Annotated in this window: 17 protein-coding genes; 10 read left to right on the top strand and 7 right to left on the bottom strand. The window is 69.8% G+C overall.

Going from position 1 to position 23,445, the window contains the following annotated elements; translation table 11 throughout:
* Window positions 1-213: 213 nt before the first annotated feature.
* From LY12_RS11440 to ald, 4 genes are all read right to left on the bottom strand, one after another.
* Complete coding sequence (locus LY12_RS11440) at window positions 214-4,101, bottom strand: ABC transporter ATP-binding protein (protein ID WP_372493496.1); 3,888 nt, start codon at window positions 4,099-4,101, stop codon at window positions 214-216.
* Window positions 4,102-4,128: 27 nt separating this feature from the next.
* Window positions 4,129-5,016, bottom strand: coding sequence for an ABC-2 transporter permease (locus LY12_RS11435; RefSeq protein ID WP_253855821.1), 888 nt, complete (start codon window positions 5,014-5,016; stop codon window positions 4,129-4,131).
* Window positions 5,016-6,095, bottom strand: coding sequence for an ABC transporter ATP-binding protein (locus LY12_RS11430; RefSeq protein WP_253855818.1), 1,080 nt, complete (start codon window positions 6,093-6,095; stop codon window positions 5,016-5,018). The genes LY12_RS11435 and LY12_RS11430 overlap by 1 nt, the downstream gene beginning before the upstream one ends.
* A gap of 657 nt (window positions 6,096-6,752) precedes the next feature.
* A complete protein-coding gene (ald, locus tag LY12_RS11425; RefSeq protein WP_253855816.1) occupies window positions 6,753-7,859 on the bottom strand; it encodes an alanine dehydrogenase in 1,107 nt (368 codons plus the stop codon).
* A 251-nt stretch (window positions 7,860-8,110) separates the two neighbouring features.
* Here ald and LY12_RS11420 point away from each other — a divergent pair, with 251 nt between their 5' ends.
* Window positions 8,111-9,070 carry a zinc-binding dehydrogenase gene (locus LY12_RS11420; RefSeq protein ID WP_253855814.1) on the top strand — a complete coding sequence of 320 codons (960 nt, stop codon included), beginning with the start codon at window positions 8,111-8,113 and terminating at the stop codon, window positions 9,068-9,070.
* A gap of 27 nt (window positions 9,071-9,097) precedes the next feature.
* Here the strand turns inward: LY12_RS11420 and LY12_RS11415 are convergent, their stop codons facing one another.
* From LY12_RS11415 to LY12_RS11405, 3 genes are all read right to left on the bottom strand, one after another.
* Complete coding sequence (locus LY12_RS11415; RefSeq protein WP_253857309.1) at window positions 9,098-10,660, bottom strand: PucR family transcriptional regulator; 1,563 nt, start codon at window positions 10,658-10,660, stop codon at window positions 9,098-9,100.
* A gap of 151 nt (window positions 10,661-10,811) precedes the next feature.
* The gene (locus tag LY12_RS11410; RefSeq protein WP_253855812.1) at window positions 10,812-11,300 is read right to left on the bottom strand and encodes a hypothetical protein; all 489 of its coding nucleotides are present in this window, start codon (window positions 11,298-11,300) and stop codon (window positions 10,812-10,814) included.
* Window positions 11,301-11,372: 72 nt separating this feature from the next.
* Window positions 11,373-11,984 (bottom strand): SACE_7040 family transcriptional regulator, encoded by a 612-nt coding sequence (locus LY12_RS11405; protein WP_253855810.1) that lies wholly within the window; start codon window positions 11,982-11,984, stop codon window positions 11,373-11,375.
* Window positions 11,985-12,138: 154 nt separating this feature from the next.
* Here LY12_RS11405 and LY12_RS11400 point away from each other — a divergent pair, with 154 nt between their 5' ends.
* The 9 genes from LY12_RS11400 (at window position 12,139) to LY12_RS11360 (ending at window position 23,441) form a co-directional block, all read left to right on the top strand.
* Entirely contained in the window at window positions 12,139-12,936 is a 798-nt protein-coding gene (locus tag LY12_RS11400; RefSeq protein ID WP_253855807.1) for an SGNH/GDSL hydrolase family protein, read from the top strand.
* Between the two features lie 102 nt (window positions 12,937-13,038).
* On the top strand, window positions 13,039-14,652 hold the full coding sequence (locus LY12_RS11395; protein ID WP_253855805.1) for a carboxyl transferase domain-containing protein: 1,614 nt from the start codon (window positions 13,039-13,041) through the stop codon (window positions 14,650-14,652).
* A 20-nt stretch (window positions 14,653-14,672) separates the two neighbouring features.
* Window positions 14,673-16,646, top strand: a complete 1,974-nt coding sequence (locus LY12_RS11390) for an acetyl/propionyl/methylcrotonyl-CoA carboxylase subunit alpha (protein WP_253855802.1) — start codon at window positions 14,673-14,675, stop codon at window positions 16,644-16,646.
* A complete protein-coding gene (locus tag LY12_RS11385) occupies window positions 16,643-17,800 on the top strand; it encodes an acyl-CoA dehydrogenase family protein (RefSeq protein WP_253855800.1) in 1,158 nt (385 codons plus the stop codon). Before LY12_RS11390 ends, LY12_RS11385 begins: the two co-directional genes overlap by 4 nt.
* 163 nt (window positions 17,801-17,963) lie before the next feature.
* The gene (map, locus tag LY12_RS11380; RefSeq protein WP_253855798.1) at window positions 17,964-18,746 is read left to right on the top strand and encodes a type I methionyl aminopeptidase; all 783 of its coding nucleotides are present in this window, start codon (window positions 17,964-17,966) and stop codon (window positions 18,744-18,746) included.
* Between the two features lie 23 nt (window positions 18,747-18,769).
* Window positions 18,770-19,831 (top strand): alpha/beta fold hydrolase, encoded by a 1,062-nt coding sequence (locus tag LY12_RS11375; protein ID WP_253855795.1) that lies wholly within the window; start codon window positions 18,770-18,772, stop codon window positions 19,829-19,831.
* Between the two features lie 99 nt (window positions 19,832-19,930).
* The gene (locus tag LY12_RS11370; RefSeq protein WP_253855793.1) at window positions 19,931-20,413 is read left to right on the top strand and encodes a MarR family winged helix-turn-helix transcriptional regulator; all 483 of its coding nucleotides are present in this window, start codon (window positions 19,931-19,933) and stop codon (window positions 20,411-20,413) included.
* 283 nt (window positions 20,414-20,696) lie between these two features.
* A complete protein-coding gene (locus LY12_RS11365; protein WP_253855791.1) occupies window positions 20,697-21,965 on the top strand; it encodes an FAD-dependent monooxygenase in 1,269 nt (422 codons plus the stop codon).
* A 90-nt stretch (window positions 21,966-22,055) separates the two neighbouring features.
* On the top strand, window positions 22,056-23,441 hold the full coding sequence (locus LY12_RS11360) for an MFS transporter (protein ID WP_253855789.1): 1,386 nt from the start codon (window positions 22,056-22,058) through the stop codon (window positions 23,439-23,441).
* The last annotated feature ends 4 nt before the right edge of the window (window positions 23,442-23,445 follow it).

The raw sequence follows: 23,445 nt of genomic DNA, 5'->3' as shown, positions 1-23,445 counted from the left end.
TACGCGCGTACCAGGCTAACCCCCGTGCCGCCGGGACGGTCACCGAACTCGCACTTGGTGACCGGATCCGCAGGCTCGGGGCAACCCGGATTTCTCACTGAATCGATACCGGTCGCTGGGCGTACACCCGAGACTCGTCGACTCCGGAGGCAGCCGCCGGTCTTCGTGACCGGAGTCATGTCGGCTCCGGGCGTGCCGGCTCCGGCGGGGCGATCACTCGGTGGCGGGCGCACCGGCCAGTGGGGGTCCGGCTGCGGGAGGTCGCGCCGCCGCGGCCCCGTCACCGAGGCGCCACAGCCGGGCGTACGCCCCGTCGGCGGTGAGCAGCTCGGCGTGGGATCCCTCCTCGACGACCCGCCCGTGGTCGAGCACGACGATCCGGTCGGCGCGCGCGGCCGTCGCGAGCCGGTGGGCCACGACGAACGTCGTGCGGGTGGCCGCGAGCCGGTCGGTGGCCCGCAGCACGGCGTCCTCGGTGGCGGGGTCGAGTGCGGCGGTCGCCTCGTCGAGGAGCAGCACGTCGGGGTCGACGAGTTCGGCCCTGGCGAGCGCGACGAGCTGCCGCTGGCCCGCCGACAGCGCGCGCCCGCGTTCGCCGACCTGCTGGGCGAATCCGTCGGGCAGCGCGGCGACGCCGTCGAGCGCACCCACCGCGCGGACGGCGGCCTCCACCTCGGCGTCGGTCGCCGAGGGGCGTCCGTACCGGACGTTGTCGGCGACCGACCCCACGAACAGGTGCGGCTCCTGCGGCACGACACCAACGCGGCTGCGCAGCTGCGCGAGGTCGTAGTCGCGCACGTCGACGCCGTCGATCCGCACCACGCCGGCCGTGGCGTCGTAGAACCGTGCGAGCAGTTTGACGGCCGTCGACTTGCCCGCGCCGGTCGCGCCGACGAACGCGACGGTCGTGCCCGCGGGGACGTCGAGCGAGACGTCGGCGAGCGCGGGCGTGTCGGCGCCCGGGTAGTGGAAGTCGACGTCGTCGAGTTCGATCTCGCCCCGCAGCCGTTCGGGAACGGCGACCGGGTGTTCGGGCGGCGGTACCGAGGTCGGCGTCCGCAACAGGTCACCGATCCGGCGCAGGCCCACTTTCGCCTGCTGGTAGCCGTCGAACACCGTCGAGAGCTGCTGCACCGGCGAGAAGAACAGCCCGAGGTACAGCAGGAACGCCATCAGCACGCCGGGCGAGAGCTCACCGCCTGCCACTCCGGTCGCCCCGGCCGTGAGCACCAGCACCTCGGCCACCCCCGACAGCAGCGTCACGAACGGGAAGTACGTCGCCACATAGCGCTGTGCGCGCAGGCGGGAGCGGCGGTAGTCGTCGCTGCGGGAGGCGAAATCGCGGGCGGACCGCTCCTCGCGGGTGTAGGCCTGTGCGACACGAAGCCCGCTGACGTTCTCCTGCATGTCGGCGTTCACGGCGCTGACCCGTTCGCGCGCCTCGGTGTAGGCGGCCGAGGCACGCCTGCGGAACAGCACCGTCGCGACGATCAGGACCGGCAGTACCGCGAACACGTACAGCGACAGTCCTGGAGCGGTGACGATGAGCGCGACACCGATGCCCACGAGGGTCAGGACGCTGACGACCGCCGTGGCGAGGCCGGTCTGGAGGAACGACGACAGTGCGTCGACGTCGGTGGTCATCCGCGTCATGATCCGCCCGGACAGTTCGCGCTCGTAGTAGTCGAGCCCGAGTCGCTGGAGGTGGGCGTAGCTGCGGACCCGCAGCAGGTACAGCACGGATTCGCCGGTGCGGGCGGTCAGCCGGGTCTGCAGCGCGATCGCGAGCCAGTCGAGCGCGATCACCACGAGCCCGGCCGCGGCCGCGATGAGCACGACGGATTCGGCGCCGGTCTGCACGCCGTGGTCGACCCCGCGCTGGTAGAGGGCGGGTATGGCGATCGTCGCCAGTGCGTCGATCGCCACGAACGCGATGACCGCGGCCAGCAGGCCCCGGACCGGGTGCAGCAGGCTCGCGAGCCGGAACCGCGGGTCGGGCGCCGTCGGATCGAGATCGCCGAGGTCGGGCCGGTCGGTGGCGGGTGGAAGCGCGCGGACCCGGTCGAGCAGTTCGGGGGTCGGCGGCAGGTCGAGCGATGCGTGGCCGCCGGGGCCACCGCCACGCCCGGTGGCTGCGGCAGCACGACTCGTCGATACCGATGGTCTCGACGAGTCGGCCGTGGCCGTGGCGGTAGCCGCAGTGCCGTCGTGCTCCGCGCCGCCGGTACCGCCGTGCGGCCACAGCGCCGGAGTGACACCTCCGGGGGCGGGCTCGGCGGGCACACGGTGGCCGGGCTCGTCGACGTCGTCGCCGGGGCCGGACACGAGCTCGCGGTACAGCCGGCAGCGTGTCTCGAGCTCGCCGGCGGTGCCGACGTCGACCACGCGGCCCGCGTCGAGCACCGCGATGCGGTCGGCCAGCGCCAGCGTGGAGCGACGGTGTGCGATCAGGAGCGTGGTGCGCTCGCGCATCACCTCGCGCAGTGTGTCGTGAATGGCGGCCTCCGTGGCGGTGTCGACCGCGGAGGTGGCGTCGTCGAGGACGAGTACGCGCGGGTCGGTCAGCAGCGCACGAGCCAGGCCGAGGCGCTGCCGCTGACCGCCGGAGAGGGTGAGCCCGCGCTCGCCCACCTGCGTGTCGTAGCCCTCGGGCAGTGCGGAGATGAACTCGTGCGCCTCGGCGGCCTTCGCGGCGGCGATCACCTCGTCGTCGGACGCGTCGGGCCTGCCGTAGGCGATGTTGTCCCGCACGGACGTCGAGAACAGGAACGCCTCCTCGAACACGACGCCGACGGTGCGCCGCAGTTCGGTCAGGCCGAGATCGCGGACGTCGGTCCCGCCGACGCGCACCGTGCCCTCGTGGACGTCGTAGAAGCGGGGCAGCAGCAGCGAGATCGTCGATTTGCCGGAACCGGCGGTGCCGACGAGTGCGAGGGTCTCACCGGGCCGGGCGCGCAGGGACATGCCGTCCAGTACAGGTTCGGACAGGGTGTAACCGAACCGCACGTCCGCGAGCTCGACGTCCAGCGGACCACCGGGAACCGGTTCCGGATCGGCAGGTTCACGTACCTCGGGCTGGGCATCGATGAGCTCGTGCACGCGTTCGGCACCCGCGCGCGTCAGCTGGGCCTGCACGACGAGGCTCGCGAGCATGCGCGCCGGCCCGGTGAGCGACGAGACGTACGTGGCGAACGCCAGGAACGTGCCGAGGCTGATCTGGCCGCGCAGCGCGAGGATGCCGCCGACCGCCAGCACGGCGATCTGGCCCGCAGCGGGGAGTGCGCCGGTCGTCGCCGTCGGAACGGCCGACAACTTGGCGGCGCGGAGGCGCTCGGCGAACAGCGTGCGCGCCGACCGGGACAGCTCCGCCGTCTCGCGCTGCTCCTGGCCGAAGCCCTTGACCACGCGCACGCCCGTGACGGTCTCCTCGACGTGCTGCGCGATCTCGGCGGCGCGCTGCTGGGCCGACCACGTCGCGGGGAACAGCTTGCGCCTGCTGACCGCGAGGACGATCGCCACCGCGGGGCCGACGACCAGCGCGATCACCGTCAACAGGGGCGACATCCACAGCATCGCACCGAGGGCCAGGACCGCGAACACCACCGAACCCGCCGACAGCGGCACCTGCATCAGGAACCCGGTCACGAGCTGTAGATCGGTGATGGCGCGCGAGACGATCTGCCCGGTGCGCAGCGAGTCCTGTTTGCCGCCGTCCAGCCGTGACACCGCGGCGAACACCGACTGCCGCAGGTCGTGCTGGACGTCGAGGGCGAGCCTGCCACCGACGTAGCGTCTGCCGAACGCCGCACCGAACGCCAACAGGTGCAACGCGAGCAGCGCGGCCGCCAGCCACGGGAGATCGGCGGTCGAGCCCGCGACGGCGCCGTCGACACCCTCGCGGATGAGCAGCGGACTTGCCGCCTGCACACCGACGCCGAGAACCGCGGCCCCGAACGCGAGGACGACGAGCGCCGGGTGCCGCCAGCACGCGGCGGCGACCCGGCGCACCCAGCCGCCGCGGCGGCCGGCCGGGCCGGAGGTTCCGGGCGGATCGGTTTCGTTCGCGGTGTCGCTCTCCGCGCTGCCGATCCGCCCCGACACTCCCGGCTCCTCCTCGTCGACTTCCTGCTATGTGATGTCGCGCTTCTGGTTGGCCGCCCAGCCTCCGCCGAACAGCAGCATGGCCCAGGCGATGAAGATCAGCGCGGAGGCCCACCACGAGAACGCACCCGGTGCGCCCGCGGTGTACTGCATGAGCCACACCGCTTCGTCGTCGATCGTGTCGGGCACGGCCGCACCGGCGGCGCCGAAGGCCTCGGCGCCGATCGCACCGACGATGCCGTTCAGCGTGCCGTTGGGCAGGACACCCCCGAGCCACGATATGCCGCCCCAGCCCCACATGACGAGCACGAGGAGGTTCTCGACGATCAGGATCCAGATGATGGACGTCACCGTCGCGCCGATGGTGCTGTTCCACAGCGCGCCGAGGCCCACACCGAACAGCGTCGCCAGGATCGAAGCCAGTACACCCGCGCCGAGGATGCCCATCCAGTAACCGGCGTCGGGAATTCCCGGCGAGTCGACCGTGATCACCGTGCCGAGGCTGGCGAACCCGACGATGACCACACCGTAGATGGCGCCCCACAGGATGTAGGTGATCATCTTCGCGCTGAGGGCGGAGACGCGGTTCGGCGCCGTGAGGAACGTCGTCGTGATCGTCTTCTTGCCGTACTCGCCCGCGATCGCGAGGATCCCGAGGATCAGCGGGAACAGCAGTCCGATGTTGATCCCGTGGGCGAGCGCCAGCAGGCCGACGGGCAGCGTCGTGACCTCCACGCCGGCCGCACGCCCGAGTTCCTGCGCGTCGCTGCTGCCGAGGTAGTCGTTGATGTCGTTGGTGATCGCGCCCCAGCCCAGTGCGAACAGCAGGGCGAGCACCATCGTCGGGATGAGCAGGCCCCACCAGCTCTTCGTGGTGAGGATCTTGCGCATCTCGGCCTTGATCAGGTTACCCATCACTGGCCACCTCCCCAGCCTTGCTGGCCCGGCTGCTGGTAGCCCGGTGCCTGATACGGATTCTGCGGCGGGCCGGCCTGCGGCCCCGGCGGGAAGCCGGGTGGCGGCCCCGGCGGTTGCTGCGGTGGCTGTGGTGGTTGCTGGGGCGGTTGCCCGTTCGGCGGCGGGCCCCCGGCGTACTGCGGGCTCGTCATCTGGAAGAACAGCTGCTCGAGGTCGGCCTTCTCCTCTTCCATGCCGTAGACGGCCACCCCCGCCTTCGCAGCGACGTCACCGATCTGCTGCACGCCCGCGTTCGTCACGGCCACCCGGCCGTCGTGGGCGGGCTGCACCTCGCCGATACCCGCCTCGCGCAGCGCCGTCACGAGCGCGTTAGCGTCCGCGGGCTGCACCAGCACGCGGGAACGCTGCGAGGCGCGCAGCTGCTCCAGCGGGCCGTAGTAGCGCGTCATGCCCGCGCTGACGATGACGACCTGGTCGATCATCTGCTCAACCTCGGAAAGCAGGTGGCTCGACACCAGCACCGTGCGGCCCTGCTTGGCGAACGACTGCAGGAATCCGCGCAGCCACGCGATGCCCTCCGGGTCGAGGCCGTTGGACGGCTCGTCCAGCACCAGCACCTGCGGATCCCCGAGGAGCGCGGTCGCGAGTGACAGTCGCTGCCGCATGCCGAGCGAGTAGCCGCCCGCAGGACGGTCCGCCGCGGGGGTGAGTCCGACCATCCCCAGCATCTCGTCCACGCGCTGATCCGGAACGCCGATCGCGGCCGCGTACACCCGCAGGTGGTTCCGCGCCGTGCGCTTCGGGTGGAAGCCCTCGTTCTCCAGTACCGACCCGACGACCCGCGCCGGGTTGCCGAGCTGGGTGTACGGGCGTCCGTTGATCGTCGCCGCACCCGATGTCGGTGTCACCAGTCCGAGCAACATGCGCAGGGTCGTCGTTTTCCCCGCGCCGTTCGGTCCGAGGAACCCCGTGACCGAACCCGGTTCCACGGTGAAGCTCAGGTTCTGGACCGCCGTCACGGCCCCGAACTGTTTGGTGAGGTTCTGCACCGCGATGCGGCCACTGCCGTCGTGCATTGTCCATCCCCTTTGGTGCGCTGTGGCCCCTGCGACCGCGCCTGGCGTGCGGTCGCGCCGCGTGACGGTGATGCGCGCCCCTCGTCCGTCTGGCGGGCGAGGGCGTCCGCGGCGCTCGCGAACGGGCGCCCCGTCACGGTGGCGGTCGCCATCCTGCCGCATGCCCTGTGCTGCAGGTGGGGAGGTTGGGTGATTCGCGGTTGAAATCCCGGAGCGGTGCCCGGAAACGGTTACTCTGGGTGTTCCTGTCGGCATTCACCGTGCGTCAAGTCAAGCCTTGACGGGACACTGGTGGGGCTTGTGAACAAAAAACCTGAAGACTTGCCGACCCCGGGGCGGCGAAGCGTCGACCGACGACCTAAGCTGGTACGTGGCGGCCCGCTCCCGGTGACCCCCAGGCTGGTTGAGCGGGCCGCCCCTAGTCGTGTGACGCTGCGCAGTCACCTTTGCCCTGCCGCACGGCCTCGGTTCGCCGGGGTCGATCGCGGCCCACGCCGGAGGGCTTCGCCGGCAGACCTCGGACTCAGCTGCACACCCTGTGTGATCGCAGCCGGTATCCGGTGGTTCGGTACGGCCGTGGGCCGGCGTCCGGGCGAACACCGGCCCACGGCGCCGGATCACCGAATGGCCGGGTCACCGCGTCACTGGATGGCCTGGTCACAGGTCGGCGGGCGTGTAGGTGAGGTCGTGGGCCGTCGCCACCGGTTCGTTCGTCAGTGCGCCCGCGTGTGTGTTGAGCCCCTTGGCGAGGTTCGGGTCCGCACGCAGCGCACCCTCCCAGCCGTCCTCGGCGAGCCGCAGCACGTACGGCAGCGTCACGTTCGTCAGGCCGTAGGTGGACGTCCTCGGCACCGCGCCCGGCATGTTGGCCACGCAGTAGAACACGGAGTCGTGGACCCGGTAGGTCGGCTCGTCGTGCGTCGTCGGACGGGAATCGGCGAAGCAGCCGCCCTGGTCGATCGAGATGTCCACCAGCACACTGCCCGGCTTCATCCGTGCCACGAGGTCGTTCGAGACGAGCTTCGGAGCCTTCGCTCCGGCCACGAGCACGGCGCCGACCACCAGGTCGGCCTCCAGCACGGCCTGTTCGAGCGAGAACGCGTTGGACGTCACCGTGCGGATCCGCCCGCCGAAGTCGCTGTCGATCTGGCGCAGCCGGTCGACGTTCGTGTCCAGGACCTCGACATCGGCACCGAGCCCCAGCGCGATGCGCGCGGCGTTCAGGCCCGCCACGCCGCCGCCGATCACGACCACCCGCGCCGGGTGCACACCGGGGACGCCGCCGATCAACACGCCGCGGCCCCCGCCGGGCTGCATCAGCGAGTACGCGCCCACCTGCGGAGCCAACCTGCCCGCGACCTCCGACATCGGCGCCAGCAGCGGCAGTGTCCCGTTGGGCAGCTGCACCGTCTCGTACGCGATCGAGGTCGTGCCCGCGGCCATCAGTGCCTCCGTCAGCGCCCGGTCCGCGGCCAGGTGCAGGTAGGTGAACAGCACCTGGTTCGAGCGCAGCCTGCCGTACTCCTCGCTGATCGGCTCCTTGACCTTCAGCACGACGTCACCCTCGGACCACGCGTCGTCGGCGGTGGGCAGGATCTTCGCGCCCGCCGACACGTACTCCTCGTCCCGGACCGCCGAACCGAGTCCGGCGCCCGCCTCCACGTAGACCTGATGGCCACGCGCGGTCAGCTCGTGTGCTCCCGCCGGGGTCAGGGCAACCCGGTACTCGTGCTTCTTGACTTCCTTCGGGACGGCGATGCGCACGGCTTCCTCCTCGGTGGCGGGCGCCAGTCCGGTCGGGCCGGCGCACGTCGGTTCCGTTTCCTTGTGAGAACGGGGTCTTGTGGGAACGGGCCTGGTGGGAATGGAGTCTTGTTGGAATGGTGTCTCCGACCACGGTGAACCACCCGGACGGCGGTGTCATCGTGCTGCAAGAACAATTATCGGCTCACGCTGTGGTTCTAGGATGACAACACGTTGACCTCTAGTTCACTCGAGATCGCAAGGTGGTCGGCATGCGAGCGGTGTGGTGGACGAAGCAGGGCGGACCGGAGGTGCTGCAACCGGGAGAGGCGGAAACGCCGGAACCCGGACGCGGTGAGGTGCTGATCGACGTCGAGTACGCGGGCATCACGTTCGTCGAGACGCAGCTGCGTGCCGGCCGTGGGCCGATCGCGTGGGAGCCGCCGCTCGTTCCCGGTAACGGTGTCGGGGGCGTGGTGTCCCGGACGGGCGGCGGGGTCGACCATGCGCTCGTCGGTGCCCGCGTGGTGAGCGGGCTCTCGGGCAGTGGCGGCTACGCCGAGCACGCTGTCGCCGCCGCGGATCGGCTCCTTCCCGTGCCGGGCGGCGTGTCGATGCCGGAGGCCGTCGCGGTGCTCGCCGACGGGCGCACCGCGATGCTCCTGCACCGCGGCGCGGCCCCCGGCCCCGGCGAGCGGGTGCTCGTCGAGGCGGCCTCGGGCGGAGTGGGCGGCCTGCTCGTGCAGCTCGCGGTCGGAGCCGGGGCGGTCGTGGTCGCCGCCGCGGGTGGGGAGCGGAAACGCCGGCTCGCGCTGGACGCGGGCGCGTCATACGCCGTCGACTATCTCGATCCACACTGGACGGACGAGGTCCGGGAAGGGCCGGGCGGCGTGGATGTCGTCTACGACGGGGTCGGGGGCGACATCGGGCGCGCGGCGTTCGGCCTGCTCGCACCCGGTGGCCGGATGATCGTCCACGGCGCGGCGAGTGGAGTCACGACCGGCATCTCTCCCGAGGAGGCGGAGACGCGGGGCGTCACCGTCACCGGCGGACTCGACGCCACCCCGGAGACGCTGCACACGTGCGCACGAGACGCCCTCGCGGAGGTGGCGGCGGGGCGGCTGCGGCCCCGGATCGGTGCGATCCACCCGCTGGAACGCGCGGCCGACGCGCACGCGGCCATCGATGCGCGCACCGTGGCGGGAAAGACCCTGCTCGCCGTGAACCCGTGACGGCGGGCCCGCGCCCGGTCGTGGCGGTCACGACCAGCGCAGGGTGAGCAGCTGTGCGACGAGCGCCAGCCGCACGTCGGGATCGTCGAGGTCGAGACCGGCGAGGTCGAGCAGTTTGCGCATGCGGTATCGCAGCGTGTTGGGGTGCACCTGCAGCGCGGCGGCCGCACTGCGCGGATCACCGGGATGACGCAGCCAGTGGTAGAGCGTGTCGACGTACTCGGTGCCCTGCGCCTGATCGTGGTCGAGGAGGATGCGGAGCGGGCCGAGGCCCGTCACGTTGGCCGCCCGGGCTGCGGTGGCGGTGCGGTGCAGCGTGAGCGGGGTCCACACCTCGTCGAACGTGACGGTGCGTCCCGGCACGACGCCGGACCGCAGCAGGCCCAGCGCTTCGTCGGCCTCGGCCCGCGACGCCGGCATGTCGCCGAGCTCGTAGGCGCCGCCTGCGGCCGCGTGGAGTTCCCCCGCCTTCGGGCCCGCCTGCATGTCGTCGAGCGCCGTCCGCAGTTGCGGCCAGGTGCCCGCGCCCCCGTGTTCCGGCACGACCGCGTACAGCAGGCCCGCGTGTTCGGCTGCGACGGGCTGGCGGCCGATGCCCTGGGACAGCCGTTCGAGCAGCGCCAGCCGCATGCCTTCGCCGTCGAGCGTGTCGCCGCCGGGAGTGTCGATGACCACGACGCGGTGCGGCTGCTCGGTCAGGCCCAGCTCGGCGACGGCCTTGCGCGGTCCTGCCTCGCCGTGCAGGAGTTCCCGCAGCACCTCGGCGTAGGCGCGGCGGCGGACGTCGGCGTGTGCCCGGCGCCGCAACAGGTGCAGCGCCACGACCGGGGCGGTGTCGGCGAAGGCAGCGGCGCGTTCGTCCGGTACCGGGCCGTCGACGACGGCCCACATCGATCCGAGCAGCTCACCGCCCATGCGCACCGGCGCGATGAGACGTGGCAGCGTGCCGTCCTTCTGCCCCGGCACGAAGATCGTCTGCCTGCCGCGGGTGAGGTCACGGAAAACGCCGCGGGACCGGAAGCGGGCCAGCACGTCGTCGGGGATGCGCCTGCCGACGATGGTGGCCACGCGCGCGGGGTCGGTGAGGTCCTGCCGCGCCGAGTACGCCAGCACGCGGGAGTTCGTGTCCTCGATCGTCACGGGCGCGTCGACGACCGAGGCCACGGCGTCGGCCAGCCGGAACAGGTCGCCCGCCGCCGGGTCCGCCTCGAGGGTCTCGGACTCGTCGGCCTCGGCGTCCAGCACGGTGCGCAGCAGCCAGACGAGCTGGGCCCACGCGGTGGCCTCGTGCACCTCGATCAACCCGATGCCGGCGCGCCGCGCCGCCCCGCGTACGGCGGACTGCTGCGCGATCGGTGCTTTGACCAGCACCGCCGTCGCCTCGCGACCTGCGGAGTCCTTCAACAGCGTCACGGCGGCGGTCGCGTCCGGCACGGCGACGCCGAGGACGAGGTCGCCGGCCCCCGGGTTCGTCGCGGCGGCGGGTTCGGCGATGACGACGTCGGCGACCGCGGCAGACTCGTCCGGCAGGTGCAGCGCGTGGAGCAACGTCGGCCCGACGCGGTCGACGACCGTGCGGACGGCGATCATCGGCTCGCGGACCTGCTGCTCATCATGGACGGCGAGCATACCGCCGGAGGCACCCGATGCCTGTGTCGATCTATGTGGAGCCCCCAGGGGCACGTTGGTTGCATTCAGTGCAACCAAAGTGCCCCTGGGGGCATGAGGACGCGCCAGGAACTCAGTCGAGCAGCGCCTCGGCGATCCACGGTTCGACGGGCAGGTCGCGTTCCAGGCACGCGGTCGACAGCCGCATGGTCCAGCGCAGTGCCTGCACGATGAGGCTCTCCACCTCGTCCGGCGAGGCGTTGGCGAGTGCGATCTCCAGCTGCTGGCTGGCGTCGTCGGTGTTGCCGTGGACCTCGGCAAGCAGCGTGCGGACAGCGGTGCGCACGGGCGGCTCGGCGTCGTCGATCGCGACCTCTTCGCCCTCGGAGTCGAAGACCTGCACCTTGACGGGTGCGGCGCCCCCGTCACCGAGGGTCGCGACCATCTCGCTGCAGGTGCCGAACAACAGCAGCATGAGCGCGCGCGTGTCGTCGGTGGCGAGCGCTTCGAGCGCTGCCGCTTCGATCGCAGCGGCGTCGTCGCCGAGCCGCATGGCGAGCAGCGCCCGCTGGGCGGTTTCGACGAGCCGCGACGGCGTTCCTTCCTCGTGCACGGGTGTCATCAAACACCAGAAGCGCCGTGATCGTCGTGCGCCCGCAGGGGTGATCATCGTCGCGGCGCAGCTACGAGGGGTCTATTTCGCCGCGTAGAGCGCGCCGAGAGCGAGCCGGGTGAGCAGTTCGGCCAGGTCCTCGTGGGGCAGGTGCCGGTTGTGCGGTGTGGAGTTGATGAGGCCGAACACGGCGTGTGCCGCGGAGCGGGCGTGGGGTTCATCCAAGCGCGGGACGGCCGCGCGCAGTGCCGTGACCCACACCTCGACGTACTGGCGTTGCAGCCTGCGGACGCGCCTGCGGTCCTCGTCGGCGAGGCTCGCGAGACTGCGTTCGTGGACGGTGATCAGCGCGGGTTGCTGCAACGCGAAGTCGACGTGGAACCGCACGAGACCGGCGAGGATCGCATCGACGTCACCGGATCGGCGGACGCGTTCGGTGCCGCCCGCGAGCAGGTATTCACTGATGCCCGTGAGCATTTCGCCCAACATCGCATCCTTGCTGCGGAAGTGGCGGTATAGTGCCGGGCCGGTGATTCCGACGGCGGCGCCGATGTCGTCGATTCCGACGCCGCGGAATCCGTGCTGAGCGAACAGCTCCGCCGCGGCGGTCAGGATCTGGTCCCGCCGGGACGGCTTCCCGCCGCCGGGCGGTATCGTCCCGCCGCCGGGAGAGGTCGCTGCACTGGGGATCATGATGTCACTGTACGGGATGAAGTTAGCGAGCGCTAACTTCATCCCGACTTCCGATATGAACCGTGCGGGGTAACTCTGGCGCTTTCCCTCCTTTCCGGACCGTTTCCGCTGGTATTCGTCTACCGGCCAACGGCAAACGGAAAGGCGGCCCCAGATGGTCAAAGGTTCCCGTATCGCCGCCGCGGCGGCGATCGCGGCGCTGGCGCTGGTCGGTGGTGCGACCACCGCGGGTGCGGCGGAAGCGACCGCCTACGACAGTTACGTCGCCCTCGGCGACTCCTACTCCAGTGGCGCCGGCGCAGGTGACTACGGCGATTCGGGCGGCTGCAAGCGCAGCGCGAACGCCCACCCGCAGCTCTACGCCGACGCCAATGGCATCAACGACTTCCAGTTCGAGGCCTGCCTGGGGGCGCGCACCGGCGACGTGCTCGCGCAGGCCGATGCGCTCTCCGCGGACACCGATGTCGTCACGGTGTCGGTCGGCGGCAACGACGCCGGGTTCGTCGACGTCATGATCGATTGCACGACGAGCTTCGACCAGGGTTGTATCGACCGGGTCGACGAGGCCAAGGAGTACGTCGACACCACGCTGCCGGGCCTGCTGGACGGCGTGTACGACGAGATCAGGGCCAACGCGCCGAACGCCGAGGTGTTCGTCCTCGGCTACCCGCGCTTCTACGAGATCGGAGGTTCCTGCAACGCCGGGCTGAGCGACACCAAGCGGGCGGCCATCAACTCGGGTGCCGACGCGCTGGCGGAGACCACGTCCGAGCGCGCCGCGGCCGCCGGTTTCACGTTCGTGGACGTCCGGGACGAGTTCACCGGTCACGAGATCTGTTCCGACGACTGGTGGCTGCACAGCGTGACGTGGCCGGTCGACGAGTCGTACCACCCGAATGCCGCCGGTCAGTCCCACGGCTACTTGGCCGCACTGGAGGGTGCGGCCGGCTGACGTCGATTCCGGACGGGTTTTCCCGTCGAACGCCTGGACCTCAGGGTTAGTAGCCGCTAACATCGGACCTGGTGTTAACGGCTACTAACCCTGAGGTGTGTCATGGACGGTCCGGCGCTCGCCAGCCACGCTGACCCGAACAGCGAGGCGTACTCCCGCAATGTCGCAGGGCACGGTGAGTTGGTCGAAGATCTGCGTAAGCGGCTTGCCGTCGCCCGATTGGGTGGTCCGGAGAAGACGCGTGCCCGGCATGTGGAACGCGGCAAGCTGCTGCCGCGGGACCGGGTCGACGCATTGCTGGACCCGGGATCGGCGTTCCTCGAACTGTCGCCGCTCGCGGCGACCGGGCTCTACGACGACGAGGCTCCCGCCGCGGGCATCATCACCGGCATCGGCCGTGTCTCCGGCCGTGAATGCGTGATCGTCGCCAACGACGCCACCGTCAAGGGCGGAACGTACTACCCGATGACGGTGAAGAAGCACCTGCGCGCGCAGGAAGTGGCTCTGGACAACAACCTGCCGTGCATCTACCTGGTGGACTCCGGCGGGGCGTTCCTGCCGCGGCAGGACGAGGTGTTCCCCGATCGGGAACACTTCGGCCGCATCTTCTACAACCAGGCGACCATGTCGGCCCGAGGCATCCCGCAGATCGCCGCCGTCCTCGGCTCCTGCACGGCAGGCGGTGCCTACGTGCCGGCGATGAGCGACGAAGCGGTGATCGTGCGCAGCCAGGGCACGATCTTCCTCGGCGGGCCGCCGCTGGTGAAGGCCGCGACCGGTGAGGTCGTCACGGCCGAGGAGCTCGGCGGTGGCGACGTCCATTCGCGACAGTCGGGGGTCACCGACCATCTCGCCACCGACGACGCCGACGCACTGCGCATCGTGCGCTCGATCGTCTCGACCCTCGGACCGCGGGAACCGAAGCCGTGGGACGTCGAGCCCGCCTGCGAACCGGCCGCCGACCCGCGCGAGCTCTACGGCGTCGTGCCCACCGACTCGCGAACGCCGTACGACGTGCGCGAGGTGATCGCCCGCGTCGTCGACGGCAGCAGGTTCGCCGAGTTCAAGAAGGAGTACGGCACGACGCTCGTCACCGGATTCGCCCGGATCCACGGTCATCCGGTCGGGATCATCGCCAACAACGGTGTGCTGTTCGCCGAATCCGCCATGAAGGGCGCCCATTTCATCGAGCTGTGCGACAAGCGCTCGATTCCGCTCGTGTTCCTGCAGAACATCACGGGCTTCATGGTCGGAAAGGACTACGAGGCCGGCGGAATCGCCAAACACGGCGCGAAGATGGTCACGGCCGTGGCCTGCGCCAGGGTGCCGAAGTTCACCGTGATCATCGGGGGCTCGTTCGGGGCCGGCAACTATTCGATGTGCGGCCGCGCGTACTCGCCGCGGTTCCTGTGGATGTGGCCGAACGCGCGGATCTCGGTGATGGGCGGCGAGCAGGCGGCGTCGGTGCTCTCGACCGTCCGGAGGGACGCGATCGAATCGCGCGGCGGCGAATGGTCCGCCGACGACGAGGAGTCGTTCAAGGAACCGATCCGGCAGCAGTACGAGGAGCAGGGGAACCCGTACTACTCGACGGCGCGGTTGTGGGACGACGGTGTCATCGACCCAGCCGACACCAGGACGGTGCTGGGGCTGGCGCTGTCCGCGTCGGCGAACGCGCCGCTGGAGCCGGTCGGCTACGGCGTCTTCCGGATGTGAGAGAGGACGGTTCGACAGGCATGTTCGATACGGTTCTGGTGGCCAACCGCGGCGAGATCGCCGTCCGCGTCATCGCCACGCTGCGGAGCATGGGGATCCGGTCGGTGGCGGTCTACAGCGACGCCGACGCCGACGCCCGGCACACCCGTGAGGCCGACGTGGCCGTGCGCCTCGGCCCTGCCGAGGCGGCCCGTAGCTACCTGTCCGTTCCTGATGTCGTGCAGGCCGCGGTCGCCACCGGGGCGCAGGCGGTGCATCCCGGCTACGGGTTCCTCGCGGAGAACGCCGAGTTCGCGGCGGCCTGCGCCGAGGCGGGGATCGTGTTCATCGGCCCGCCGACCTCGGCGATCGATGCCATGGGGGACAAGATCCGCGCGAAGGCCACCGTGTCCGCGGCCGGGGTCCCCGTCGTCCCCGGCAAGTCCGACGTGGTGGATTACGCGGCGGCTGCCGACGAGGTCGGCTATCCGGTGTTGCTCAAGCCGTCCGCCGGTGGTGGCGGGAAGGGCATGCGGCTGGTCACCGAGCCGGGCGAGCTGGCGAGCGCGGTCGAGGCGGCGCAGCGGGAGGCGCGCGGCGCTTTCGGTGACGACCGGCTGTTGATGGAGCGCTTTGTCGACACGCCGCGTCACATCGAGATCCAGGTGCTGGCCGACGCCCACGGCACGGTGCTGCATCTCGGCGAGCGCGAGTGCAGTCTGCAACGCAGGCACCAGAAGATCATCGAGGAGGCGCCGTCGCCACTGCTGGACGCCGACGCCCGTGCCCGTATGGGCGCGTCCGCGGCCGAGGCGGCCCGGTCGGTCGGCTACGTCGGCGCGGGCACGGTCGAGTTCATCGTCTCGGCGACCAATCCCGACGAGTTCTTCTTCATGGAGATGAACACGCGGCTGCAGGTGGAGCACCCGGTGACCGAGGAGGTCACCGGTATCGACCTGGTCGAATGGCAGGTGCGGGTGGCTGCGGGGGAGCCGCTCACGATCGGCCAGGACGACGTACGCCTCGACGGGCACGCCGTCGAGGCACGGGTCTACGCCGAGGATCCCGCCCGCGGGTTCATCCCCACCGGTGGCACCGTGCTGGGGCTCGCCGAGGCCACGGGTCCGTATGTGCGCGTCGACTCCGGCGTCGCGGAGGGCACGCGGGTCGGGTCCGACTACGACCCGATGCTGGCGAAGGTCATCGCGTGGGGCCCCGATCGGTCGGCCGCGCTGCACCGGCTCGACCGGGCGCTGGCCGGCACCGCGGTCCTCGGGCTGCAGACCAATGTGGAGTTCCTGCGCCGCCTGGTGTCCGACGAGGACGTGCGTTCCGGGAACCTCGACACGGGCCTGGTGGAGCGCAACCTCGAGGATCTCACCGGTTCCGGCGTGCCGGAGGAGTTCTTCGTGGCCGCCGCGCTCGACCGGCTGCTCGCACTGGAACCGGCAGGCCCCGTGATCGATCCGTGGGACGTGCCCAGCGGATGGCGCATGGGTGCGGCCGCGGGTGTGACCTTCCTGCTGCGTGCGGGCGATACCGAACGGCTGGTACGAGTCGAAGGGCCCGCCTCGGGCGCGCTCGTGACGGTCGGCGACGCCGAACCGGTCGCGGCATCGGCGAGCGGGTCCTCCCGCGCTCTCGACGTCCACTGTGGATCGCGATATCGGCGGTACACGCGCGCCGAGGCCGCCGACGGCACCGTGTGGTTGAGCTGCGACGGCGTCGCGGTGGCGATCGGTGAACGGCCGAATCTGCTCGCCGCGCGCGCAGATGACGTCGACGCGGGCCCGGTGACGAGCCCCATGCCCGGCACCGTGCTGGTCGTCAAGGCCGCGCAGGGGGACGAGGTCACGGCCGGTACACCGTTGCTGGTCGTCGAGGCCATGAAGATGGAGCACACGATCACCGCGCCGGTCGACGGCGTCGTCACCGAACTCCCCGTGCGGGCGGGCCAACAGGTCGCGCTCGACGAGAAGCTTGCACTGGTCACCCCTCAGGAGCAGACATCATGATCGACTTCCGGCTCGGCGACGAGTACGAAGCACTGCGCAAGACCGTTCACGACTTCGCCCAGTCCGAGGTGAAGCCGGTGATCGGGGACTTCTACATCCGGGAGGAGTTCCCGTACGAGATCGTCGCGAAGATGGGCGAGATGGGCCTGTTCGGCCTGCCGATCGCCGAGGAGTACGGCGGTATGGGCGGGGACTACTTCGCACTGTGCCTCGCGCTCGAAGAGCTCGCCAGGGTGGATTCGTCGGTCGCGGTGACGGTCGAGGCGGGCGTGTCGCTGGGCGCCATGCCGATCTACCGGTTCGGCACCGAGGAGCAGAAGCGACGGTGGCTGCCGTCGCTGTGCACCGGTGAGGCGCTCGGTGCGTTCGGCCTGACCGAGCCGGGCGGCGGGTCGGACGCCGGGGCGACGAAGACCCGCGCCGTCATCGACGACGGGGGAGATTGGGTCATCAACGGCAGCAAGTCGTTCATCACCAACTCCGGCACGGACATCACCAGCGTCGTCACCGTCACCGCCGTCACAGGCACGAAACCGGACGGCGGCAAGGAGATCTCGGCGATTCTCGTGCCGTCGGGCACGCCGGGGTTCACGGTGGCCCCGAAGTACTCGAAGGTCGGCTGGAACGCGTCGGACACGCACGAGCTGGCGTTCGACGACTGCCGCGTTCCGGTGGAGAATCTCCTCGGGGAGCGGGGCCGCGGATATGCCCAGTTCCTGCGCATTCTCGACGAGGGGCGGATCGCGATCGCGGCGCTGAGCGTCGGTCTCGCGCAGGGCTGCGTCGACGAGTGTCTGCGGTACGTGGGTGAGCGGGAGGCGTTCGGCAGCAAGATCGGCGCCTACCAGGCGATCCAGTTCAAGATCGCCGACATGGAGGCGCGGGTGCACTCCGCACGGTTGGCCTACTACCAGGCGGCGGCGAAGATGTTGCGCGGGGAACGGTTCAAGAAGGAGGCGGCGATCGCCAAGCTGGCCTCGTCGAACGCCGCGATGGACAATTCCCGTGACGCCACGCAGATCTTCGGTGGCTACGGGTTCATGAACGAGTTTCCGGTCGGCCGATTCTACCGGGACGCCAAGATCCTCGAGGTCGGTGAGGGGACGAGCGAGGTGCAGCGGATGCTGATCGCGCGTGAGCTCGGCCTGGAGTGACGCCGGATCGCGCGTCGGCCGCTCCGGGATCGTCGGCGGCGGGATCGTCGTCGCGGGAGTTGCGTCGGGGGAGTGTCTTCGCGGCCGATAGACGTGATAGAAATACCGGTATAAGTATTCGGGTTGGCGGCGGGCGTGCGGTCCGTGGTGGAGGATGTAGGCGATGGTGGAGCTGAAGACGCCCGGCGAGATCGAGGCGATGAGCGTGACCGGCACGTTCGTCGCCGAGGTCCTCGGTGACCTGGCGCAGCGTGCCGAACCCGGTGTCAACCTGCTCGACCTCGAACATCGAGCGCGCGACATGATCAAACACCGCGGCGCGACGTCCTGCTACTGGGACTACGCGCCGTCGTTCGGCGAGGGACCGTTCCGCAACGTGATCTGCCTCGCGGTCAACGACGCGGTGCTGCACGGCCTGCCCCACGATTACGACCTGCGCGACGGCGACGTGCTGACCATGGATCTGGCGGTGTCGATCGACGGCTGGGTGGCCGACTCGGCGCGCACCGTGATCGTGGGCACCCCGCGACCCGGGGACGCGGGGCGCGACGACGTGCGGCTCGTCGAGGCGACCGAACGCGCGCTGGACGAGGCGATCGCGGTCGCGCGGCCGGGGAATCGGCTCGGTGACATCTCGGCGGCCGTCGGCGAGGTCGCGTCGCGCTACGGCTACCCGGTCAACACCGAGTTTGGCGGGCACGGTCTCGGCCGCACCATGCACGAGGACCCGCATGTGCCCAATGCTGGGCGCCCCGGTCGCGGGATGCCGCTGCGAGCGGGGCTGACCATCGCGATCGAGCCGTGGTTCGCCGCGGGCACCGACCGCATCGTCTACGACCCCGACGGCTGGACGATCCGGTCGGCCGACGGCTCGCGCACCGCGCACAGCGAGCACACGATCGCCGTCACCGAGGACGGGCCGCGTATCCTGACGCTCAGGAGCTGAACCCGAGCCGGCTGGAGGTCCCGGTGATCGCGATTCCGTCGCAGCTGGCGTCCGCGGTGTCCAACGTCGCCGACAAGGTCGCCAAGGGCGGCGTGGCCGACCTCCGGCCCGTGCCGCGGGTGCTGATCGACCGCGGTCCGAACCGGTCGGTCTACCGGATGACCGGCCAGCAGCCGCCCGCGTCGGGTGACCCGGTGCTGCTCGTGCCGCCGCTGGCCGCGCCCGCGCTGTGCTTCGACCTGCGCCGCGGCTGCAGCCTCGCCGAGCACCTCACGGACGGGGGCAGGCGCACCTACCTCGTCGACTACGGAAGCGTCGCGTTCGCCGACCGCAACCTGGGCATCGAGCACTGGATCGACGACGTGCTTCCGCGCACGATCCGCAAGGTCAGCGACGATGCGGGCGGGCGGCCCGTGCACGTCGTCGCCTGGTGCCTCGGTGGCATCTTCTCCGTGCTGACCGCCGCCGACCGGCCGGAACTGCCGATCGCGTCGCTGACCACGATCGCCTCGCCGTTCGACTACACCGCGATCCCGCTGGTCGCGCCGTTCCGGCCGCTCGTGGAGTTCACCGGCGGGCACATCCTGACGCCGTTCTACCGGCTGCTCGGCGGCGCGCCGTCGGCCGTGGTGACGCAGGTGTTCCGCGCGACCGGGATCGACAAGGAGGTCACGAAGCCGCTCGCCATTTTGCGCAATCTCGACGATCGTGACTACCTGGCGCAGATCGAGGCGGTCGACCACTTCATGGCCAACATGCTCGCCTATCCGGGCCGCACGTTCGGGCAGATCTACCACCGGTTCTTCCGCGCCAACGACCTGTCGGCAGGAACCTTCGCACTCGACGGCCGTACGATCTCACTGGCGAAACTGGACGTCCCGACGCTCGTCATCGCAGGTGAGAACGACAGCATCGCGCCGCGCCGTGCGGTGGAGCGGCTGGTCGGCCTGCTCGAGAACGCGCCGGAGGTGCGCTACCGTCTCGCGCCCGGCGGGCATCTCGGTGTGCTCACCGGGCGAGGCGCACGCAGCACGACCTGGCGCCACGTCGACGAGTTCGTCGACGAGCACGCGAGTCCTCGGTAGGGCGAACCGTCACTCCGGCATTCGGCGGCCGGGTATGGTGCGAATGGTCCGGGTACGGAAGGTTTCGGGTCGAGGCTGCCGACGGGAAAGGGTGGAGCCGTGGCGAACGGCAAGAGGGCCGTGGTGGCCGATGACGAACTGCCGATTCCGCAGGAGCTGCTCGACGCACCCGGGTATGTCGCGCGCAGGTTGTACCAGGCATACCTCGCGGCGTGGGTGCGTATGGTCGACGCGAGTATCACGGGTCCCCAGTTCGCCGTGCTCGTCGCGGTCGACGATTATCCGGGTGAGGACCAGGGATCGTTGGCGCACGTCGCCGCGCTGGACCGGTCGACGATGGCAGACGTCGTGCGCCGCCTCGAAGTGCGTGGGCTCATCGCGCGGGAAACGGCCGAGAACGACGCGCGCCGCAAGCTCCTGTACCTGACCGATGAGGGCCGGGAGCAGCTGGAAGGCGTGAACCGGCGCGCTCGTGACCTGGACGAGAAGCTCGTCGAGGGTAACGACGTCACCGTCACCAAGCAATGGCTGGCCGAGCTCAACGCTCTTGCCGAGCACTGGGAGTCCCTGGTCGAGGACTGATTCTTCGGCCTTTCGCTGCGGTTTCGGCCGACGTCGGTCGGAATCGGCTCCGCCTGCCCGGTGCGTCGTGCCCGGTGCGTCGTGACCGGTGTGCTGCACCGGCCTACGACGCTGCACCGGCCTCGCGCACCTGGCCGCGGGAACCGCCTGATACCGGCCTGTTTCCCGCGCATTAAACCTGAGTCCTCCTATTGACTTCGGAAGTTAGTCCGTGTTCGGATCAAATCAGTCCGAACGCGGACGGATTTTTCCGGCCGTGTGACCACGGCGATGTGGAGGCGTTGTGCACGCTAGTCAGTCCTATGAGGTCACGATTGTCGGCGGCGGTCTCGGTGGCTTGACGGCCGCACTCGCTCTGCGGCAGAAGGGCCTTCGGGTGACGGTGCTCGAGCAGGCGCCGCAGCTCGGCGAGGTCGGTGCGGGAATCCAGACTGCGCCCAACGCCAGCCGGGTACTTACGGGTCTGGGGTTGCGCAGGCAGCTGGAGGCGATCCACACCGAGCCACTCGATCAGGTGCGCCGTCGCTGGCAGGACGGCAGCGTCATCGGCCTGACCTCGCTGGGCGAGCACTGCAAGCGGACCTACAACGCTCCGTACTGGCACTACCACCGTGCGGATCTGCACAAGGTCCTGCTCGACGCCTGCCTCGACCAGCAACGGCCGGGGCCCGTGGTCGCAGTGCACACCGGAAGCCGGGTGACCACAGTGGACACGGCGAGCCGGATTCGGCCCGTCGTGCTGACCGAATCCGGTGAGCGGTACGAAAGCGACGTCGTGGTCGGCGCGGACGGTATCCGGTCGGCGGTGCGGGATCTGATCGGCATGCGCGACACCCTCGAGTTCTCCGGCGAGATGGCCTACCGTGTGCTGATTCCCGGCGACAAGATCGCCGCCGACCCGGCGACACGATGGCTGGTGGACCGCTTCCAGAGCACCATCTGGTACGGCCCCGGAAGACATCTCGTGCACTACATGATCCGCGGCGGCGAGTATCTCAATGTCGTGGCACTCGTGCCGTGTAGCGACGAGGTCGCCGAGAAATGGAGCGCACCCGTCGGATCGGATGAGCTCGTGAACGCGTTCCCGGGTTGGGACGACCGAGTGCCGGCGATGTTGTCCAAGGCGGAAGGTGACGCGATGGCGTTCGCGCTGTACTACCGCAGGCCGGATCCCGTGTGGATGGACGGCCACGTCGCGTTGTTGGGTGATGCCTGCCACGCCATGCTTCCGTATCAGGCCCAGGGCGCCTCGCAGGCGATGGAGGACGCAGCCGTGCTGGCCGAGGAGCTCGGGTCGGTGCCGGTCAGCGGTGTCGAGGGGGCGCTCACCCGTTATGTGTCGCGGCGCGCGAAACACGCGGGCATGGTGCAGGACGCTTCACTCGAGAACAAGCGGTTCTACCACCTGTCCGATGGTCCGGAGCAGCGGGAGCGGGACGCGAAGCTGAAGAACTTCACCGGTGAGTCCCATGTTTCCTACGAATGGTTGTGGAGCGGAACGCCGTTGAACGACCCGGACGACGAATCGTTCGCCTACCAATTCCCCCGATGAGCTGCTTGCCCTGAGGAACGTACTGCCGGTGACGAGCGGCACCGATGCGCACTTCCCGTCCCCACCCACGGAAGAAAAGGCAGGTCTGCAATGAAAACGGCCGAGCAGATCGTTCAGGACCTACCCTGGAAGTGGTCCGTCCAAGGAAAGATCTTCATCATCGGCGGACTCGGGTACATGTTCGACGCCTGGGACGTCATTCTGAACGGTTTCCTCACCCCGCTCGTCGGCGACCACTTCGGACTGACCACCGGTGAGCGTGGACTGGTCGCCACGGCCAACCTCATCGGCATGGCGGTCGGGGCGGTCGTGTGGGGCACGATCGCCGACCGAATGGGCCGTAAGAAGGCGTTCAGCATCACGTTGGCGCTGTTCGCGTTGTTCTCCGTGCTCGGGGCCGTATCGCCGAACTACGAGGTCTTCCTGCTGTTCCGGTTCCTCGCAGGCGTGGGACTGGGTGGCTGTATCCCCGTCGACTACGCGCTCGTTGCGGAGTTCTCGCCGCGCAGAGTGCGCGGCAAGGTGCTCGCCGCGATGGACCTGTGGTGGCCGATCGGCGGCACGTTGTGCGGTTTGTCGGCGACCTTCCTCTCGCCGCTGGACGGTAACTGGCGCTGGATGCTCCTGATCATGGTCGTGCCGGCGTTGCTGTTGTTCTGGATCCGCCGTGGGATCCCGGAGTCACCGCTGTATCTGGCGAAAGCGGGCAGGGAGGCCGATGCCCGCGTCGTGGTCGACAGTCTCGTCGCACAGACCGGGGCCACGACGCAGGCCTACTCGGTCGCCGCGGACGAGCCCGCGAAGGAGGGCACCGGTGGCGTGCGCGCCGCACTCGGCCAGTTGCGGATGATCTGGACCTTCAATCCGAAGATCACCTCGGTGGCTTGGGTACTGTTCATCACGGTCATGACCGTCTACTACGTCGCCTTGACCTGGATGCCGTCGATCCTGAAGGAAGAGGGCTACGACACCTACGCCGCGTTCGCGAACACGACCCTGATGACCGGTATCGGCATCGTCGGGGTGATCACCTCGGTGTTTCTCGTCGAATGGATGGGCCGTAAGTGGGTGCTGGGACTGTCGGCTCCGCTGGCCTCGGTGATGCTGGTGGCGTTCTCACTGACTCTCGGTATGGAGACGGCGGCCCTGGTTTGGCTCGGCATCTTCGGATTCGTCGTTCAGCTTGCCATCCCGGTGCTGTACGCGTACGTCTCGGAGCTGTACCCGACCAACCTCCGAGCCAGCGGATTCGGCTGGGCGTCCTCGATGAGCCGGGTCTTCAGCGGTTTCATCCCACTCATCTTCGGCAGCATGCTCTGGCCGGTTCTCGGCCTGACGAACACGTTCATCGTGCTCGGTGCGGTCGTGCTGGCCGCCGTCGCGTGGATGGCCGTTGCCGCGCCCGAGACGAAGGGCAAGGAGCTGGACCGGGTCGAGGAGAGCGCGCAGGATCCCGACCCCACGCCGGCGGCCTGAGCGC

The sequence above is a fragment of the Prauserella alba genome (assembly GCF_024171735.1).
Lineage (GTDB): Bacteria > Actinomycetota > Actinomycetes > Mycobacteriales > Pseudonocardiaceae > Prauserella > Prauserella alba.
The sequence above is the reverse complement of the archived record's forward strand: the minus strand, read 5'-3'. Positions and strand labels throughout refer to the sequence as shown.

What these genes read in the sequence shown, in the direction of transcription:
- LY12_RS11435 (WP_253855821.1), bottom strand. Translation starts at nt 5,016, where the DNA reads ATGGGTAACCTGATCAAGGCCGAGATGCGCAAGATCCTCACCACGAAG.
- LY12_RS11430 (WP_253855818.1), bottom strand. Translation starts at nt 6,095, where the DNA reads ATGCACGACGGCAGTGGCCGCATCGCGGTGCAGAACCTCACCAAACAG.
- LY12_RS11420 (WP_253855814.1), top strand. Translation starts at nt 8,111, where the DNA reads ATGCGAGCGGTGTGGTGGACGAAGCAGGGCGGACCGGAGGTGCTGCAA.
- LY12_RS11415 (WP_253857309.1), bottom strand. Translation starts at nt 10,660, where the DNA reads ATGATCGCCGTCCGCACGGTCGTCGACCGCGTCGGGCCGACGTTGCTC.
- LY12_RS11410 (WP_253855812.1), bottom strand. Translation starts at nt 11,300, where the DNA reads ATGACACCCGTGCACGAGGAAGGAACGCCGTCGCGGCTCGTCGAAACC.
- LY12_RS11405 (WP_253855810.1), bottom strand. Translation starts at nt 11,984, where the DNA reads ATGATCCCCAGTGCAGCGACCTCTCCCGGCGGCGGGACGATACCGCCC.
- LY12_RS11400 (WP_253855807.1), top strand. Translation starts at nt 12,139, where the DNA reads ATGGTCAAAGGTTCCCGTATCGCCGCCGCGGCGGCGATCGCGGCGCTG.
- LY12_RS11395 (WP_253855805.1), top strand. Translation starts at nt 13,039, where the DNA reads ATGGACGGTCCGGCGCTCGCCAGCCACGCTGACCCGAACAGCGAGGCG.
- LY12_RS11390 (WP_253855802.1), top strand. Translation starts at nt 14,673, where the DNA reads ATGTTCGATACGGTTCTGGTGGCCAACCGCGGCGAGATCGCCGTCCGC.
- LY12_RS11385 (WP_253855800.1), top strand. Translation starts at nt 16,643, where the DNA reads ATGATCGACTTCCGGCTCGGCGACGAGTACGAAGCACTGCGCAAGACC.
- map (WP_253855798.1), top strand. Translation starts at nt 17,964, where the DNA reads ATGGTGGAGCTGAAGACGCCCGGCGAGATCGAGGCGATGAGCGTGACC.
- LY12_RS11360 (WP_253855789.1), top strand. Translation starts at nt 22,056, where the DNA reads ATGAAAACGGCCGAGCAGATCGTTCAGGACCTACCCTGGAAGTGGTCC.